Origin of the sequence: Microbacterium sp. NPDC077184 (assembly GCF_040687055.1) — a bacterium.
Taxonomy (GTDB): Bacteria; Actinomycetota; Actinomycetes; order Actinomycetales; family Microbacteriaceae; genus Microbacterium.
Map to the genome: position 1 here is coordinate 455,934 of NZ_JBFBMM010000002.1, position 15,081 is coordinate 471,014.

Genomic DNA, 15,081 nt, shown 5'->3' on the forward strand with positions numbered 1-15,081 from the left:
ATCGCGACCAGGGCGGACCGGAGCTGACGTGATCCGGGAGTCTGAGTGGTTCTGACCCGCAGGGTCAGAACCACTCAGACTCCCGGATCTGCTTCATCGCCTGTCGTCGGTCCTCCGGCGCCAGGCGCTGCAGATACAGCATCCCGTCGAGGTGATCGGTCTCGTGCTGGAGGGCCTGGGCCATGAGTCCCTCGCCCTCCAGAACGACCTCGTCGCCGTTCAGGTCGATGCCGACCACCTTCGCCCGCGGGTATCGCAGGGCGTCGTGCCAGAGACCGGGCACCGACAGGCATCCTTCGCCGATGCGCGAGGGCTCCCCCGCCACCTCGACGAGAACGGGGTTGAGCACGTAACCGATGTCGCCGTCGATGTTGTAGCTGAAGGCGCGGACGCCCACACCGATCTGCGGTGCGGCGACACCGGCGCGGCCGGGGACCGCGACGGTGTCCAGCAGGTCCTGGACGAGGGCGCGCACCCCGTCGTCGATCGTGTCGATCGACGCGCACGCGGCACGCAGCACGGGGTCGCCGAAGACGCGGATGGGTCGTACGGCCATGCTCAGGCCGCCGACGCCAGGGCGCGGAGTCCCTCGACCACGGTCGCCGCCATCTCGCGCGCGGCCTGCCGTGTCTCGGGCTGCAGATCGCGGAAGGTGATCGCGCTCCCGGCCGCGATGAGCGGGTCGTACGGCATGCGCACGACACTGCGCACACGCGAGCGGAAGTGGGCTTCCAGCTCCTCGAGCTGGACGACCGGGCGCCCGGGCCGGGAGTTGTTCAGCACCACGACGGCGGAACGCACGCGCTCCGCGTACCCGTTGGTCTCGAGCCATGTGAGGGTCTCCGACGCCAACCGCGCTTCATCCACGCTGAGCCCCGCGACGATGACCACCTGATCGGCGAGGTCGAGGGTCGCTCCCATGACCGAGTGGACGATTCCGGTGCCGGTGTCCGTGAGGACCACCGAATAGTAATGGGCGGCGAGTTCGGCCACCTGCCGGTAGTCGACGTCACTGAAGGCTTCCGAGACGTGCGGGTCGGTGTCCGACGCGAGGACGTCGAGGCGGGTCTCGTCGCGCGCGACGATCGCCGACAGGTTGTTGTACCCGGAGACGTCGGCGCGGGAGCGCACGAGATCGCGGACCGTGCGGTTGCTCGTGCGCGAGATCCGCTCCGCGAGCGTCCCGCGGTCGGGGTTCGCGTCGACGGCGATGATCCGGTCGTCGCGCGCGTCCGCGAGGGCCATGCCGAGGAGGGTGGTGATGGTCGTCTTCCCGACCCCGCCCTTGCGCGAGAGCACGGGGACGAACCGCGCACCGCCGGCCAGAGGTGCGGAGATGCGCCGGTCGAGCTCCTTGCGCGCCCGCGCGCGTTTGCCGTCGCCGAGATTGATGCGACGACCGGAGAGCGAGTAGATCAAGTGCTGCCACACGCCGTCGGGCTCGGGACGCGTGGTGCGGCTCGGATCGAGCAGACGGTCGGCGGTGAGGAGGTCGGCGGTCTCCCGGTCGGGCTCGAATTCGCCGAGCCGCTTCGACGTCAAGGTCACCTCGGAGCGACGACGAGGCTTGTCGTGGGCCGCGGCGGCGTGGGCCTCCGCGCGCGTCATCGCCGGCGCGGGCGTCGTCGCCGGCGCCGGTGCGGGCGTCGTCTCCGGCGCGGAACCCGGGGCGACCGTTTGCGCTCCCGTGACGGGGCCGCCGGAGGGCTGCACCGGCACGGATGCGCCGGAGGGCTGCACCGGCACGGATGCCGTGGCCGGAGCCGCGACGACGGTACCGGTCTCGACGATCTCCGCGTCGTGGATGTCCTCGTCGTCGTGAGGAGAAAGGGCGACGTCGCTCTCCCCGTCCTCGACGACGGGTGCGGATTCGACATCCTCAGCGGTGGAGAGATCCGCACCCTGGTCGATGCCGGGGTGTTCCTCCCCGGGCTCGTCGATCGCGGAGTCGCTGCCGTCAGCGTCGTCCACGATTTCCGCCTCGGCCGTGTCGGCCGGGATCTCGACCACGAAAGGCACTTCGCCGCTGATGACCTCGTCTTCGTCGAGGTCATCCTCCTCGGGTTCGCTCGGAAGCTGCACGGGGACGTGCGCTGTCGGGGTTCCGAGGAGCCCGAGGGGTGCGGAGTCGATGCTGCCCGTGTCGGCGAGGATGCCGTTCTCGGCGTCGTCGGCAGGGTGGTCGGGGTGGTCGGGCGTCACTGCGGGTGTCTCCAAAAGCCAGGGGGCGGCGATCTCGCCGCGCTCCAGGCTACTGGGCGGGGCGGATGACGACCAAAAGGTCTCCGGCCTCGACCTGCGCGGTCGGCCCCACTGCGAGCCGCTCCACCACCCCGTCGACGGGGGCGGTGATCGCCGCCTCCATCTTCATCGCCTCGATCGACGCCACCGCGTCGCCGGCGCTCACGCGCTCACCGACACCGGTCTTGAGCGTGACGACACCGGAGAACGGTGCGGCGATCTGACCGGGTCGCGTCGTGTCCGCCTTCTCCGCCTGCCGCGCCTCGACCTGGATGCTGCGGTCGCGGACGAACACCGGTCGCAGCTGACCGTTCAGGGTGGTCATGACGGTCCGCATGCCCTTGTCGTCAGCCTCGCCGATGGCTTCGAGCCCGACGAACAGCTGCACGCCGCGCTCGATCTCCACGACGTGCTCGGTGCCCGGCGCGAGCCCGTACAGGTAGTCCGCGGTGTCGAGGACGCTCACGTCACCGAACACGTCGCGCACCTGCGCGAAGGCGCGGGTGGGCCCGGGGAAGAGCAGGCGATTGAGAGTCTGCCGGCGCGTGGCGCGGTCCTCGGTCAACGCCCCGGCCTCGGCATCCGTCAGCGGGGTGACGGCGATGCGGACGTCGCGGCCCGCGAGCACCTTACTGCGGAAGGGCTCCGGCCAGCCGCCCGGGAGGTCGCCGAGCTCGCCGGCCATGAAGCCGATCACGGAATCGGGGATGTCGTAGGCGCCCGGGTTCGCCTCGAAGTCGGCCGGGTCGGCCTTGACCGCGGCGAGGTGCAATGCGAGGTCGCCGACCACCTTGGACGACGGGGTGACCTTCGGCACACGGCCGAGGATGCGGTTCGCCGCGGCGTACATGTCCTCGATGAGCTCGAAGTCCTCGGACAGACCGAGCGCGATCGCCTGCTGGCGCAGGTTGGACAGCTGCCCACCCGGGATCTCGTGGTGATAGACCCGACCGGTCGGCCCGGGCAGCCCGGACTCGAACGGGGCGTAGAGGTGCCGCACGGCCTCCCAATAGGGCTCGAGATCGCCGACCGCGTCGAGGTCGAGCCCCGTGTCGCGCTCGGTGTGGGCGAGGGCGGCCACCAGCGCCGAAAGCGACGGCTGACTGGTCGTGCCCGACATCGGCGCGGCGGCTGCGTCGACCGCATCCGCTCCGGCGGCGCTGGCGGCGAGGAGCGTCGCGAGCTGACCACCCGCGGTGTCGTGCGTGTGCACGTGGACGGGGACGTCGAAGCGCTCGCGCAGCGCCGACACCAGGCGGCTCGCTGCGGCCGGCCGCAGCAGACCCGCCATGTCCTTGATCGCGAGGATGTGCGCGCCGGCCTCGACGATCTGCTCCGCGAGCCGGAGGTAGTAGTCCAGCGTGTACAGGTCCTCGGCGGGATTCAGCAGATCGCCGGTGTAGCAGAGGGCCACCTCGGCGACGGCGGTTCCCGTCGCGCGCACGGCGTCGATCGCCGGACGCATCTGAGCGACGTCGTTGAGCGCGTCGAACACCCGGAAGATGTCGATGCCGCTCGCGGCCGCCTCGGCGACGAACGCATCGGTGACCTCCGTCGGGTACGGGGTGTACCCGACGGTGTTCCGGCCGCGCAACAGCATCTGGATCGCGACGTTCGGCAGGGCCTGCCGCAGGCGGTCGAGGCGCTCCCACGGGTCTTCGCCCAGGAACCGCAGCGCGACGTCGTAGGTCGCGCCGCCCCATGCCTCGACGCTCAGGAGCTGCGGGGTCAGTCGCGCCACATAGGGCGCGACGGTGACGAGGTCCTTCGTCCGCACGCGCGTGGCGAGGAGGGACTGGTGCGCATCGCGGAACGTCGTCTCGGTGACGGCGAGGGCGGTCTGCGCCCGCAGGTCGCGCGCGAATCCTTCGGGTCCGAGCGCGAGAAGACGCTGACGCGATCCCTCAGGCGCCGGAGCCGTCAGGTCGAGGGCGGGGAGCTTCAGGCGCGGGTCCACGGTGAGCGGGTTGTCGCCGTGCGGCTTGTTGACCGTGGTGTCGACGAGCCAGTTCAGGATCTTGGTCCCGCGATCCTTGGATTCGCGGCCGCGCACGAGGTGCGGCCGCTCGTCGATGAACGCGGTGCTGACATCGCCGGCGATGAAGGATGCGTCATCGAGGACCGCCTGCAGGAACGGGATGTTCGTGGACACTCCGCGGATGCGGAACTCCGCCAGGGCGCGCCGGGCGCGGACCACCGCGGCACCGAAGTCGCGTCCGCGGCAGGTGAGCTTGGCGAGCATCGAGTCGAAGTGGGGACTGATCTGCGCACCGGCGGCGGTCGTTCCGCCATCCAGGCGGATGCCGGCACCGCCCGGCGAACGGTAGGTGGTGATCTTGCCCGTGTCGGGTCGGAACCCCTGGGCCGGATCCTCCGTCGTGATGCGGCACTGCAGCGCCGACCCCCGGAGATGGATGCGATCCTGCGTGAGCCCGAGGTCCTGGAGGGACTGGCCCGCCGCGATGCGCATCTGGGCCTGGACGAGGTCGACGTCGGTGACCTCCTCGGTGACGGTGTGCTCGACCTGGATGCGGGGATTCATCTCGATGAAGACGACCTCCCCCGCGCGGGGACCCGCCGTTTCGAGGAGGAACTCCACCGTCCCGGCGTTCTGGTAGCCGATGGAACGGGCGAACGCCACGGCGTAGGTGTGCAGCGCGTCGCGGACAGCCGGGTCGAGGTTCGGAGCCGGCGCGATCTCGATGACCTTCTGGTGCCGACGCTGCAGCGAGCAGTCCCGCTCGAACAGGTGGACCGTCTCCCCCGCCGCGTCGGCGAGGATCTGGACCTCGATGTGGCGGGGCCGCTGCACGGCCTGCTCGAGGAACACCCGGGCGTCACCGAAGGCGCTCCCCGCCTCGCGCATCGCCTCGGCGAGAGCCGGCGCGAGCTCCCCGGCGGTCTCCACTCGGCGCATGCCCCGACCGCCGCCGCCGGCGACCGCCTTGACGAAGATCGGGAAGCCGATGTCGTCGGCCTGGCCGAGGAGGACGTCGACGTCGTCGGAGGCCTCGGTCGAGCGGAGCACGGGAACGCCCGCGGCGACGGCGTGCGCCTTGGCCGTGACCTTGTTGCCCGCCATTTCGAGAACGGATGCCGGCGGCCCGATGAACGCGATCCCGTGGGCCGCGGCCTTCTCGGCCAACTCGGGGTTCTCGGAGAGGAAGCCGTAGCCCGGGTAGACCGCGTCCGCGCCGGATTCGAGGGCGACACGGATGATCTCGTCGACGTCGAGGTAGGCGCGGACGGGGTGCCCCTCCTCGCCGATACGGTACGCTTCGTCGGCCTTCAGCCGATGGAGGGAGTTGCGGTCCTCGTACGGGAACACCGCGACCGTGCGGGCTCCCAACTCGAACGCCGCGCGGAAGGCGCGGATCGCGATCTCTCCACGATTGGCCACCAGGATCTTGCGGAACATTCGACCTCCGAGCGGTGAGGTGCGGACGGGCTGAGTGTGCTCTCAGCCTAGGGGACGGTAACGTAGGGCCTTGTGCACGTACTTTCCGTCAGCTCGCTCAAAGGCGGGGTGGGTAAGACGACCGTGACGCTGGGACTCGCTTCCGCCGCATTCGCGCGGGGAGTCCGGACGCTCGTCGTCGACCTCGACCCGCAGTCCGACGTGTCGACGGGCATGGACATCCAGGTGGCGGGGCGCCTGAACGTCGCCGACGTCTTGGCGAATCCGAAGGACAAGGTCGTCAAGCAGGCGATCACCTCCAGCGGCTGGGCCAAGGTGCACCCGGGCACGATCGACGTGATGATCGGGAGTCCGTCCGCGATCAACTTCGACGGTCCGCACCCCTCCGTCCGCGACGTATGGAAGCTCGAGGAAGCGCTCGCGACGATCGAGAACGAGTACGACCTCGTCCTCATCGACTGCGCCCCGTCGCTCAACGCGCTCACCCGCACCGCGTGGGCGGCATCCGACAGGGTCGTCGTCGTCACCGAGCCCGGCCTGTTCTCCGTCGCCGCCGCCGACCGTGCGCTGCGAGCGATCGAAGAGATCCGCCGCGGCCTCTCCCCGCGCCTGCAGCCGCTCGGGATCGTCGTCAACCGCGTGCGCCCCCAGTCGATCGAGCACCAGTTCCGCATCAAAGAGCTTCGCGACATGTTCGGCCCGCTCGTGCTGACGCCCCAGCTGCCCGAGCGCACCTCGCTCCAGCAGGCTCAGGGGGCGGCGAAGCCGTTGCACATCTGGCCGGGCGACTCCGCTCAGGAGCTTGCGGCCGACTTCGACGCCCTCCTCGACCGCATCATCCGCACCGGACGCATCCCGGTCCCCGGCGCCGCGACCGCCTGAGGGCGTGCGGCGGAGCCGCCCCGAGACGGGGCGAGGCGACAGCCGGTCAGGCCGTGCGGGCAGCGCGACGGGCGGAGAGCTCGTCCATGATCTCGGGAGTCTGCGCGTCGAAGTCGACGAGTGTCGACTCGACCTCGCGCAGCACCTTCCCGACGGCGATGCCGAACACACCTTGCCCGCGGCTGACCAGGTCGATGACCTCGTCGTTCGAGGTGCAGAGGTAGACCGATGCCCCGTCGCTCATGAGCGTCGTTCCGGCCAGGTCGCGGATGCCCGCGGCCCGCAACTGGTCGACCGCGGTGCGGATCTGCTGCAGGGAGATCCCGGTGTCGAGGAGTCGCTTGACAAGCTTCAGAACGAGGATGTCGCGGAAACCGTAGAGACGCTGCGACCCTGACCCGCTCGCACCGCGGACGGTGGGCTCGACGAGTTCGGTGCGGGCCCAGTAGTCCAGCTGTCGGTAGGTGATCCCCGCGGCCCGTGCGGCGACGGCCCCGCGGTATCCGACCTCGTCGTCCATCTGGGGCAGACCGTCGGTGAAAAGGAGGTCGGCGACGAAAGGCTGTTCGTCGGCCGCTTCACGAGCGCTCATGCTCGTCCCCCCTCAGATTCGGATGTCTCCACGTTAGGTGAGCCGGAGCCCTCCGGCAACGACATCCGGCGATCGGGTCTCGGCGTGTCGCCCACCACGGTCAGGACAGCAGCCTGTCGAGCGCCGCGCGCACGAACGTGGAGCGCACTTCGTCGAGACGTCGGGTCAGCTCTCCGGCGACTTCGCCCGCGCGGCCGCGGGAGGCGGCGTCGGCGCGGCGCAGCATGGGCGCCAGCGCCTGCTCGACGAGGGCCACATCGCGATCGGCGTTCTGGCGGAGGGCGCGGACGTGGCGCGGTTCGATGCCGTGCCGGTCGAGCGCGACCAGCGATCGCATCAGCGCGACGGTCTGATCGGAATACGACTCCGCGGCCGTGATGATCCCGGTGCTGATCGCGTCGTTGAGCAGCTGCGGGGCCGCGCCGGAAGCTGACAGCAGCTCGTCCCGACGGTAGCGACGGGGCGCCGGGACGATGGACGGCGGTGGCACGGCCGTGGGCGTCGCCGGGTCGCGGCCCGCATCGACGTCGGCGAGATAGTCGCGGATCACCGAAAGGGGCAGATAGTGGTCGCGCTGGAGAGTGAGGGCGAGGCGCAGCCTCTCGAGATCCGCCATGGAGAACTTGCGATATCCCGACTCGGTGCGCATCGGGGTGACGATCCCCTGAACCTCGAGGAAGCGGAGCTTGCTGGAGGTGAGCGCCGGGAAGTCCGGCGACAGCCGGGCCAGCACCTGGCCGATGCTCAGGAGACCCGCGGACGACGAGCGTTCGCGGGCGGCGGCGGCGGGCATCAGCCTTCCGAGGATGCGGCGAGGTCGATGGGTGAGACGAAGAAGTTCAGGCGGAACTTCCCGACCCGCACCTCTGCGCCGTTGGTGAGCGTCGCGCGATCGACCCGTTCGCCGTTGACGTAGGTGCCGTTGAGGGAGCGCTGGTCCACGAGCTCGAACGCGGCCCCCTGGCGGGTGATCTCCGCGTGGCGACGCGACACCGTGACATCGTCGAAGAAGATGTCGGCCTCGGGATGCCGCCCCACCGTCGTCACGTCCGAGTCGAGGAGGTAGCGTGCGCCGGCGGTCGGACCCGACCGGACGATCAGGAGCGCGGCGCCCGACGGCAGTGCGTCGATCGCCTCGAGCTCGGCCTCGCCGAGGTCGCTGCCGAACGGCACGAACGACAGATCGGAATCGTGCCCGAACGTCTGGGTGATGTCGCTTCCGCGATCGGAGCCGACGATGTCGCCCCGTGCATCGGCAGAGCGACGGATGTCGTCCGGCTCTGGCCGGCGGTAGTCCTCCACGTGGTGCTCCTTTCGAGGTGCCAGCCTAGCCGATGCGCGGACCCGGATGAGAGCCGGACGATGAGCGCGAGCCGTTGCGTGGCCACCTCGTTCAGGTTCCGTGGAACGAGGGTCGATACCCTCGTCCGCGTGATGACCGCACCCGCCTCCCTTCCTGCCCGCCGTTCCGCACGACAGACCCTCGCCGCCGTGTGGTTGGCGTTCGCGGTCCTGCTCGCGACGGTGCTCCTGCCCGCGACGCCGGCCGCAGCGCACGACGAGTTGATCGGGAGCGACCCCGCTGCCGGATCGGCCGTCGAGACGCTTCCGGCGGCTCTGACGCTGACATTCAGCGCGGAGATCGCGCCCGACGAGGGTGCGTCCGAGATCCAGGTGACGGATGCCGCCGGCACGACCCTGAACGACGGGGCCCCCGTCGTCGAAGGCACCACCCTGACGCAGGCGCTGGCGGGCACGGCATCCGATGAGGTCACGGTCCTGTGGAAGGTCGTCTCCAGCGACGGCCACCCCATCTCCGGCGAATTCTCCTTCACGGTGACCGCTCCCCCGGCGCCGAGCCCCACCGAGTCGGCGTCGCCGACGCCCACGACGGAGCCGACCCCGACGGCGGAGCCGACGGTGACCCCGGTGGAGTCGACGACTCCGGAACCGGTGACGACCGAGCCGGCGGCCTCGGCCACCCCCTGGATCATCGGCGGTGTCGTGGTCCTGCTCCTCGTCGCCGCCGCTGTGGCGTACCTGATCGTGTCCCGCGCACGGCGGACCCGGCCGGGCGCGCGCGACGGTTCCGACGCGGCCGCCGGGCGATAGGCTGGGAGTCATGCCTCACTACGACGTCGCCATCCTCGGCGCAGGCCCCGGCGGGTACGTCGCGGCCGTCCGCGCCGCTCAGCTCGGCCTCACGGTCGCGATCATCGAGGAGAAGTACTGGGGCGGTGTGTGCCTGAACGTCGGGTGCATCCCCTCGAAGGCTCTCCTGAAGAACGCGGACCTCGCTCACACGTTCCACGACAAGGCCGAGCTGTTCGGCATCTCGGGTGACGTGCACTTCGACTTCGGTGTCGCGTGGGACCGGAGCCGCAAGGTCTCGGACACCCACGTCAAGGGCATCCACTTCCTCATGAAGAAGAACAAGGTGACCGAGTACGACGGTCGCGGCACCTTCACGGGCCCGAACGCCCTCACGGTCGCCAAGAGCGACGGCTCCACCGACGAGGTGACCTTCGACAACGCGATCATCTCGACCGGCTCGAAGGTGCGACTGCTGCCGGGCGTCGAGCTCAGCGAGAACGTCGTGACCTACGAAGAGCAGATCATGACGCGCGAGCTTCCGGAGTCGATCGTCATCGTGGGCGCCGGCGCCATCGGCATGGAGTTCGCCTTCGTGATGACCAACTACGGCGTGAAGGTCACGATCATCGAGTTCCTCGACCGTGCTCTGCCGAACGAGGACGCCGACGTGTCCAAGGAGATCGCCCGCCAGTACAAGAAGTATGGCGTCGACATCCTGACCTCCACGAAGGTCGAGACGGTCGTCGACTCCGGCGACAAGGTCACCGTCACCTACACCGGCAAGGACGGCGCTCAGGGCTCGATCGAGGCCGACAAGGTCCTGATGTCCATCGGGTTCGCGCCGAACGTGGAGGGCTTCGGACTGGAGACCACCGGCGTGAAGCTGACCGACCGCGGCGCCATCGAGATCGACGACCACATGCGCACCTCCGTGCCCCACATCTACGCGATCGGCGACGTCACCGCGAAGCTCCAGCTCGCGCACGTGGCCGAGGCACAGGGCGTCGTGGCCGCGGAGACCATCGGCAAGGCCGAGACGATGACCCTCGGCGACTACCGCATGATGCCGCGGGCGACGTTCTGCTCGCCGCAGGTGGCGTCCTTCGGCCTCACCGAGCAGCAGGCGCGCGACGCCGGCTACGACGTCAAGGTCGCGAAGTTCCCGTTCTCCGCGAACGGCAAGGCCAACGGCCTCGGCGAGCCGATCGGCTTCGTCAAGCTCATCGCCGACGGCGAGCACCTCGAGCTCCTCGGCGGACACCTCATCGGACCCGACGTCTCGGAACTCCTGCCCGAACTGACGCTGGCGCAGAAGTGGGACCTCACCGCCCTTGAGGCGGCCCGGAACATCCACACCCACCCCACGCTGTCGGAGGGCCTTCAGGAGGCATTCCACGGCCTCGCGGGGCACATGATCAACCTCTGATCAGACACGCAGAAGGGGCGCGGGCAGCCAGCCCGCGCCCCTTCTGCGTGTCTGCCGTCAATAGCCGAGGGCGCGCGCGAGCTTCGACGCGGATGCCGCTTCCCGGCCGCCCGCTGCGGTGACCGCCTCCACGACCGCCGCGAAGAAGGCCGCGCGCTCGTGGTCGTCCGCGGGCGCCGCGGGGCCGAGTTCGACCTCCCACTCGCGCCAGCGACGCTCCGCGCCCGTACGGGCGTCCAGCGCGGTCACGTGGTCGTCGACGACCTCCGCCACCATGCCGCCCGCGGCATCCGTCAGGGCGTACGCGGTGCGCGTGTTCCGGAGACGGGCGATGGGACCGACCGTACCGGTCACGATCTCCGCGACCGCCGCACGAACGGCATCCGGAACCGCCGGAACCACGCCGATGCCCTGGGCATCCGCCCCCGAAGGCTCGTCCGCATTCAACGGCCAGCCGATCTCGACGCGCGCCCCGCGCACACGCGGTCCCTTGATGTGCCAACCGGCATCCGGGCCGCCGAGGCGACGCCGCAGGGCGTACCCGCTCTGCGCGAGCGCGAAGTCGAGGGTGTCGAAGTACAGGGCGTCGAGGTCGCGGAGCTCGGGGGCGCCGACCGCGCTGACCCCGGGCAGAACCGTCCAGTCCGGGAGGTCGACGGTGTCGTCCACATCGAACTTCAGCTCGATCTCCACCGTCCGCGACGGTCCCCCGTCGGCGGAGGGCTCGGTCGAGGGGTCGACAGCCGCACTCACACCGAGTCGCTCGCCGGATCGATGTCGTCCTGCGCCTCGATGAACCAGTAGTTGATCTCGGTGGGTCCGTCGCTGTCCCCGGTGTGCTCCGGCTCGCCCTTGCGTTCGTAGACGACCTGGGTCTCGCTGTAAGGGACGATGAGGCGCTCGAGGTCGTCCTCCTCCAGCGGGATGAGCTGTCCGTCGAGGGGTCCGTGGTGCAGTCGTGCGATAGCCATGCCGCGAGCATAGTCCGCCCCCACGGCGGGATCAGGCACTTGCGAACGGCCGACTATCGTGGTCATGTGAAGCCCTTCGTCCTCCTGGCCACCCGCGCCGAGGACGTGCCCGCCGACGAGGAGTACGCGCTGTTCCTGCGCTACACCGGCCTGGAACAACAGGACCTCCTCCGGGTGCGGCTGGAATCCCGCTCGATGCCCGCGTTCGACCTCGATTCCCTTTCGGGCATCTTCGTCGGCGGCGGCCCGTTCAACGCGTCCGATCCCGCGGAGCGGAAGTCGGGCGTGCAGGTGCGGGTGGAGCGCGAGTTCGCCGCGCTGCTCGACGACGTCGTCGCGCGCGACATCCCGTTCCTGGGTGCGTGCTACGGCGTGGGCACGCTCGGCGCACACCAGGGTGCGGTCATCGACCGCGTCCACTCCGAACCGATCAGTGTGGTCGACGTGATGCTCACGGACGAGGGCCGGGTGGATCCGCTGGTGGCCGGGATGCCGGCATCCTTCTCGGCCTTCGTCGGACACAAGGAGGCCATCTCGCGGCTTCCGCCGTCGGCGACGCTGCTGGCGTCGTCTTCGACCTGTCCGGTGCAGATGTTCCGCGTCGGCCGCAACGTCTACGCGACCCAGTTCCATCCGGAGCTGGACCTCGACGGGATCACGACCCGCATCCACGCCTACGCGGACTACGGGTACTTCGCGGCGGACGAGCTCGACCTCACCCTCGCCGCCGTCCGGCGCGCTCCCGTCAGCGAACCCTCTCGGATGCTCCGGACCTTCGTCGAGCGCTACGCCCGCTGACGCCGACGGGACTCGGCATCAGCGGGCGTTGCGCGCGGCGGCGCTCACAGCATCGGCGGCGTGTGCCAGATCCGATCGATGTAGTCGCGGATGGAACGGTCCGACGAGAAGAAGCCGCACCGCGCGATGTTGAGGATCGCGGCCTTGGTCCAGGCATCCTGGTCGGCGTACGCGGCGTCGACGCGGTCCTGCGCCCGCATGTACGAGGCGTAGTCGGCCAGCACCATGAAGCGGTCGTCGTACAGCAAGTTCGACACGATCGGTTCGAAGACCGTGCGGTCCCCGCCCGAGAACGCACCCGACGCGATCAGGTCGATCGCACGCCGGAGGTCGTCGTCCTGCTGGTAGAACTCCGCGGGCTTGTATCCGCGCGTCCACAGCTCCTCGACCTCGGGCTCGGTCATGCCGAAGAGGAAGAAGTTGTCGTCTCCGACGAGCTCGCGGATCTCGACGTTCGCCCCGTCGTCCGTGCCGATGGTCAGGGCACCGTTGAGGGCGAACTTCATGTTGCCCGTGCCCGAGGCCTCCTTGCCGGCGAGCGAGATCTGCTCGGACAGGTCGGCGGCGGGGATCACGCGCTCGGCGAGGGTGACGTTGTAATTGGGCGGGAAGAGGACCTGCAGACGTCCCTGGACGCGGGGGTCGTTGTTGACGACCTCCCCCACGGCGTTGATGAGGTGGATGATGCGCTTGGCCATGACATAGCCCGGAGCGGCCTTCGCCCCAAAGATGAAGGCGCGCCCCTGAACGTCCTCCGCCCGCACACGGCCGGAGACGATCCGCTCGTAGGAGGTGACGATGTGGAGCACCTTCAGCATCTGCCGCTTGTACTCGTGCAGACGCTTGACCATGACGTCGAGCATGTGCCCGTCGCTGACCTCGAACCCGTCGCGCGCGCGCAGCACCTCGCTCAGCACACGCTTGTTCGCAGCCTTGACCTCGGCGAAGCGGGCGCGGAACTCCGGGTCCTCCGCGAAGGACTCCAGCCCTCGCAGACGTTCCAGGTCGACGGTCCAGCCCGCACCGAGCGCGTCGGTGATGAGGCCGGCCAGGCCCGGATTCGCCAGGCGCAGGAACCGCCGGGGCGTGACGCCGTTGGTGACGTTGGTGAACTTGCCCGGGTAGAACTCGTCGAAGTCGGGGAGGACCTTCTCGCGCAGCAGCTGCGAGTGCAGCTCCGCGACGCCGTTGACCTTCGCACCGGCCACGGTGGCGAGGTACGCCATCCGCACCGAGCGCTCGGGGAACTCCGCGATGATCGACATGTTCCGGATGCGCATCTCATCGTCGCCGAAGCGCTCGCGCACCTCTTCGAGAAAGGCGTCGTTGATGCGGTAGATGATCTCCAGATGCCGCGGCAGGAGCCGGCCGAGCAGCGCCACCGACCACACCTCGAGGGCCTCCGGCAGCAGCGTGTGGCAGGTGTAGGCGAAGCACTGCTGCGTGATCTCCCATGCCGCATCCCACTCCATGTGCTCCTCGTCGACGAGGACGCGCATGAACTCCGGGACCGCGATCACGGGATGGGTGTCGTTGAGCTGGAAGATCACCCGGTCGGGGAGCTTGGACAGATCGAAGCCCGGGGTGAGCATGTGGTCCAGGAAGTCGCGGATGGACGCGGCGACGAAGAAGTACTGCTGCTGCAGGCGCAGCTCCTTCCCCTGAGGCGTGGAGTCCTCGGGGTAGAGCACCTTGGAGATGTTCTCGGCGTAGGTCTGCGCGCGAACGGCCTCCTCGTAGTCGCCGGAGTTGAAGATCCGCAGGTCGAAGGCGTCGGTGGCGACGGCCCGCCACAGGCGAAGGGTGTTCACGCGTCCGTTGTGGTACCCGGGCACCATGTAGTTGTACGGCACGGCCTGGACGTTCCAGCCCGGCACCCAGCGACTGCGGAGGACCCCGTCGTCGTCGTACGTCTCGGTGTATCCGCCGAACGAGATGGTCTGCGCGGCCTCCGGGTGGGCGAACTCCCACGGGGACCCGAGCGTGAGCCACGCGTCCGGCTGCTCGACCTGCTGGCCGTCCACGAAGGTCTGCCGGAAGATGCCGTACTCGTACCGGATGCCGTAGCCGATGCTCGGGACGCTCATCGTCGCGAGCGAATCGATGAAGCAGGCGGCGAGGCGACCGAGTCCGCCGTTGCCGAGGCCCGGCTCGACCTCCAGTGCGCGCAGCTCGTCGATGTCGATGCCGCACGACGCGAGCGCCTCGGTCGCGATGTCGGTCAGACGTGTGGCGAGGAGGTTGTTGTCGAGCTGACGGCCCAGGAGGTACTCGGCCGAGAGGTAGCAGACGCCCTTCGCCTGCGCCTCCTTCTGCCGCCGGATGTCCTCGAGCCATCGCGCGACCAGGAAGTCGCGCACGGTGGTGGCGAGCGCGATATACCGGTCGTTCGGGCTCGCGGCGGAGAGGGTCACACCCCGCTCGAGGTTGAGGTTCTCCAGGAACTGCTTGACGAAGCCGTCGACCGTGCTGGGGGGCGTGGGGACGGGGGCGAGCGCGAGCGCGTGAGACGGCTTGCTCGAGACAGGCGAGATTTGATCGGGCACGACAAGAAAATAGCGGTGCGAGGGCCCCGACGCATACCGGCAGGGAAAGATCCAGCAGACCTTAATGAACTCGACACGTCGCGTGAAGGCGTCTCGCGCGACGGGACGACGCC

Annotated in this window: 13 protein-coding genes; 4 read left to right on the top strand and 9 right to left on the bottom strand. The window is 69.5% G+C overall.

Features of this window, described 5'->3' with window-relative positions:
• Nucleotides 1-64: 64 nt before the first annotated feature.
• The 3 genes from AB0O93_RS06835 to AB0O93_RS06845 are packed head-to-tail and all read right to left on the bottom strand — an operon-like array spanning nt 65 to nt 5,659.
• Nucleotides 65-556 carry a peptide deformylase gene (locus AB0O93_RS06835; RefSeq protein WP_363341747.1) on the bottom strand — a complete coding sequence of 164 codons (492 nt, stop codon included), beginning with the start codon at nt 554-556 and terminating at the stop codon, nt 65-67.
• Nucleotides 557-558: 2 nt separating this feature from the next.
• A complete protein-coding gene (locus AB0O93_RS06840; RefSeq protein WP_363341749.1) occupies nt 559-2,202 on the bottom strand; it encodes an AAA family ATPase in 1,644 nt (547 codons plus the stop codon).
• A gap of 49 nt (nt 2,203-2,251) precedes the next feature.
• Complete coding sequence (locus AB0O93_RS06845; RefSeq protein ID WP_363341751.1) at nt 2,252-5,659, bottom strand: pyruvate carboxylase; 3,408 nt, start codon at nt 5,657-5,659, stop codon at nt 2,252-2,254.
• Between the two features lie 72 nt (nt 5,660-5,731).
• On the opposite strand from AB0O93_RS06845, the gene AB0O93_RS06850 reads away from it, so the two are divergent.
• Nucleotides 5,732-6,541 carry a ParA family protein gene (locus AB0O93_RS06850; RefSeq protein WP_363341753.1) on the top strand — a complete coding sequence of 270 codons (810 nt, stop codon included), beginning with the start codon at nt 5,732-5,734 and terminating at the stop codon, nt 6,539-6,541.
• Between the two features lie 46 nt (nt 6,542-6,587).
• Here AB0O93_RS06850 and AB0O93_RS06855 read toward each other — a convergent pair whose 3' ends face one another.
• The 3 genes from AB0O93_RS06855 to AB0O93_RS06865 form a co-directional block, all read right to left on the bottom strand.
• Nucleotides 6,588-7,133 (bottom strand): MerR family transcriptional regulator, encoded by a 546-nt coding sequence (locus AB0O93_RS06855; protein WP_053547253.1) that lies wholly within the window; start codon nt 7,131-7,133, stop codon nt 6,588-6,590.
• A gap of 100 nt (nt 7,134-7,233) precedes the next feature.
• A complete protein-coding gene (locus tag AB0O93_RS06860) occupies nt 7,234-7,926 on the bottom strand; it encodes a MerR family transcriptional regulator (protein ID WP_363341755.1) in 693 nt (230 codons plus the stop codon).
• Nucleotides 7,926-8,435, bottom strand: coding sequence for an FHA domain-containing protein (locus AB0O93_RS06865; protein ID WP_363341757.1), 510 nt, complete (start codon nt 8,433-8,435; stop codon nt 7,926-7,928). The genes AB0O93_RS06860 and AB0O93_RS06865 overlap by 1 nt, the downstream gene beginning before the upstream one ends.
• Before the next feature lie 132 nt (nt 8,436-8,567).
• Here AB0O93_RS06865 and AB0O93_RS06870 point away from each other — a divergent pair, with 132 nt between their 5' ends.
• Nucleotides 8,568-9,245, top strand: a complete 678-nt coding sequence (locus AB0O93_RS06870) for a copper resistance CopC family protein (protein ID WP_363341759.1) — start codon at nt 8,568-8,570, stop codon at nt 9,243-9,245.
• A gap of 10 nt (nt 9,246-9,255) precedes the next feature.
• Nucleotides 9,256-10,653 carry a dihydrolipoyl dehydrogenase gene (gene lpdA / locus AB0O93_RS06875; protein ID WP_363341761.1) on the top strand — a complete coding sequence of 466 codons (1,398 nt, stop codon included), beginning with the start codon at nt 9,256-9,258 and terminating at the stop codon, nt 10,651-10,653.
• Nucleotides 10,654-10,710: 57 nt separating this feature from the next.
• Here lpdA and AB0O93_RS06880 read toward each other — a convergent pair whose 3' ends face one another.
• Both AB0O93_RS06880 and AB0O93_RS06885 read right to left on the bottom strand, forming a co-directional pair.
• Nucleotides 10,711-11,406 (bottom strand): CYTH domain-containing protein, encoded by a 696-nt coding sequence (locus tag AB0O93_RS06880; protein ID WP_363341763.1) that lies wholly within the window; start codon nt 11,404-11,406, stop codon nt 10,711-10,713.
• Nucleotides 11,403-11,624, bottom strand: coding sequence for a response regulator (locus AB0O93_RS06885; protein ID WP_363341765.1), 222 nt, complete (start codon nt 11,622-11,624; stop codon nt 11,403-11,405). The genes AB0O93_RS06880 and AB0O93_RS06885 overlap by 4 nt, the downstream gene beginning before the upstream one ends.
• Nucleotides 11,625-11,690: 66 nt before the next feature.
• Here AB0O93_RS06885 and AB0O93_RS06890 point away from each other — a divergent pair, with 66 nt between their 5' ends.
• Nucleotides 11,691-12,422, top strand: a complete 732-nt coding sequence (locus AB0O93_RS06890) for a glutamine amidotransferase (protein ID WP_363341767.1) — start codon at nt 11,691-11,693, stop codon at nt 12,420-12,422.
• 44 nt (nt 12,423-12,466) lie between these two features.
• On the opposite strand, the gene AB0O93_RS06895 is transcribed toward AB0O93_RS06890, so the two are convergent.
• The gene (locus AB0O93_RS06895; RefSeq protein WP_363341769.1) at nt 12,467-14,968 is read right to left on the bottom strand and encodes a glycogen/starch/alpha-glucan phosphorylase; all 2,502 of its coding nucleotides are present in this window, start codon (nt 14,966-14,968) and stop codon (nt 12,467-12,469) included.
• Nucleotides 14,969-15,081: the final 113 nt, after the last annotated feature.

Bases quoted from the DNA above. Each gene is read 5' to 3' on its own strand.
- AB0O93_RS06835 (WP_363341747.1), bottom strand. From the start codon at position 556: ATGGCCGTACGACCCATCCGCGTCTTCGGCGACCCCGTGCTGCGTGCC.
- AB0O93_RS06845 (WP_363341751.1), bottom strand. From the start codon at position 5,659: ATGTTCCGCAAGATCCTGGTGGCCAATCGTGGAGAGATCGCGATCCGC.
- AB0O93_RS06855 (WP_053547253.1), bottom strand. From the start codon at position 7,133: ATGAGCGCTCGTGAAGCGGCCGACGAACAGCCTTTCGTCGCCGACCTC.
- AB0O93_RS06860 (WP_363341755.1), bottom strand. From the start codon at position 7,926: ATGCCCGCCGCCGCCGCCCGCGAACGCTCGTCGTCCGCGGGTCTCCTG.
- AB0O93_RS06870 (WP_363341759.1), top strand. From the start codon at position 8,568: ATGACCGCACCCGCCTCCCTTCCTGCCCGCCGTTCCGCACGACAGACC.
- lpdA (WP_363341761.1), top strand. From the start codon at position 9,256: ATGCCTCACTACGACGTCGCCATCCTCGGCGCAGGCCCCGGCGGGTAC.
- AB0O93_RS06885 (WP_363341765.1), bottom strand. From the start codon at position 11,624: ATGGCTATCGCACGACTGCACCACGGACCCCTCGACGGACAGCTCATC.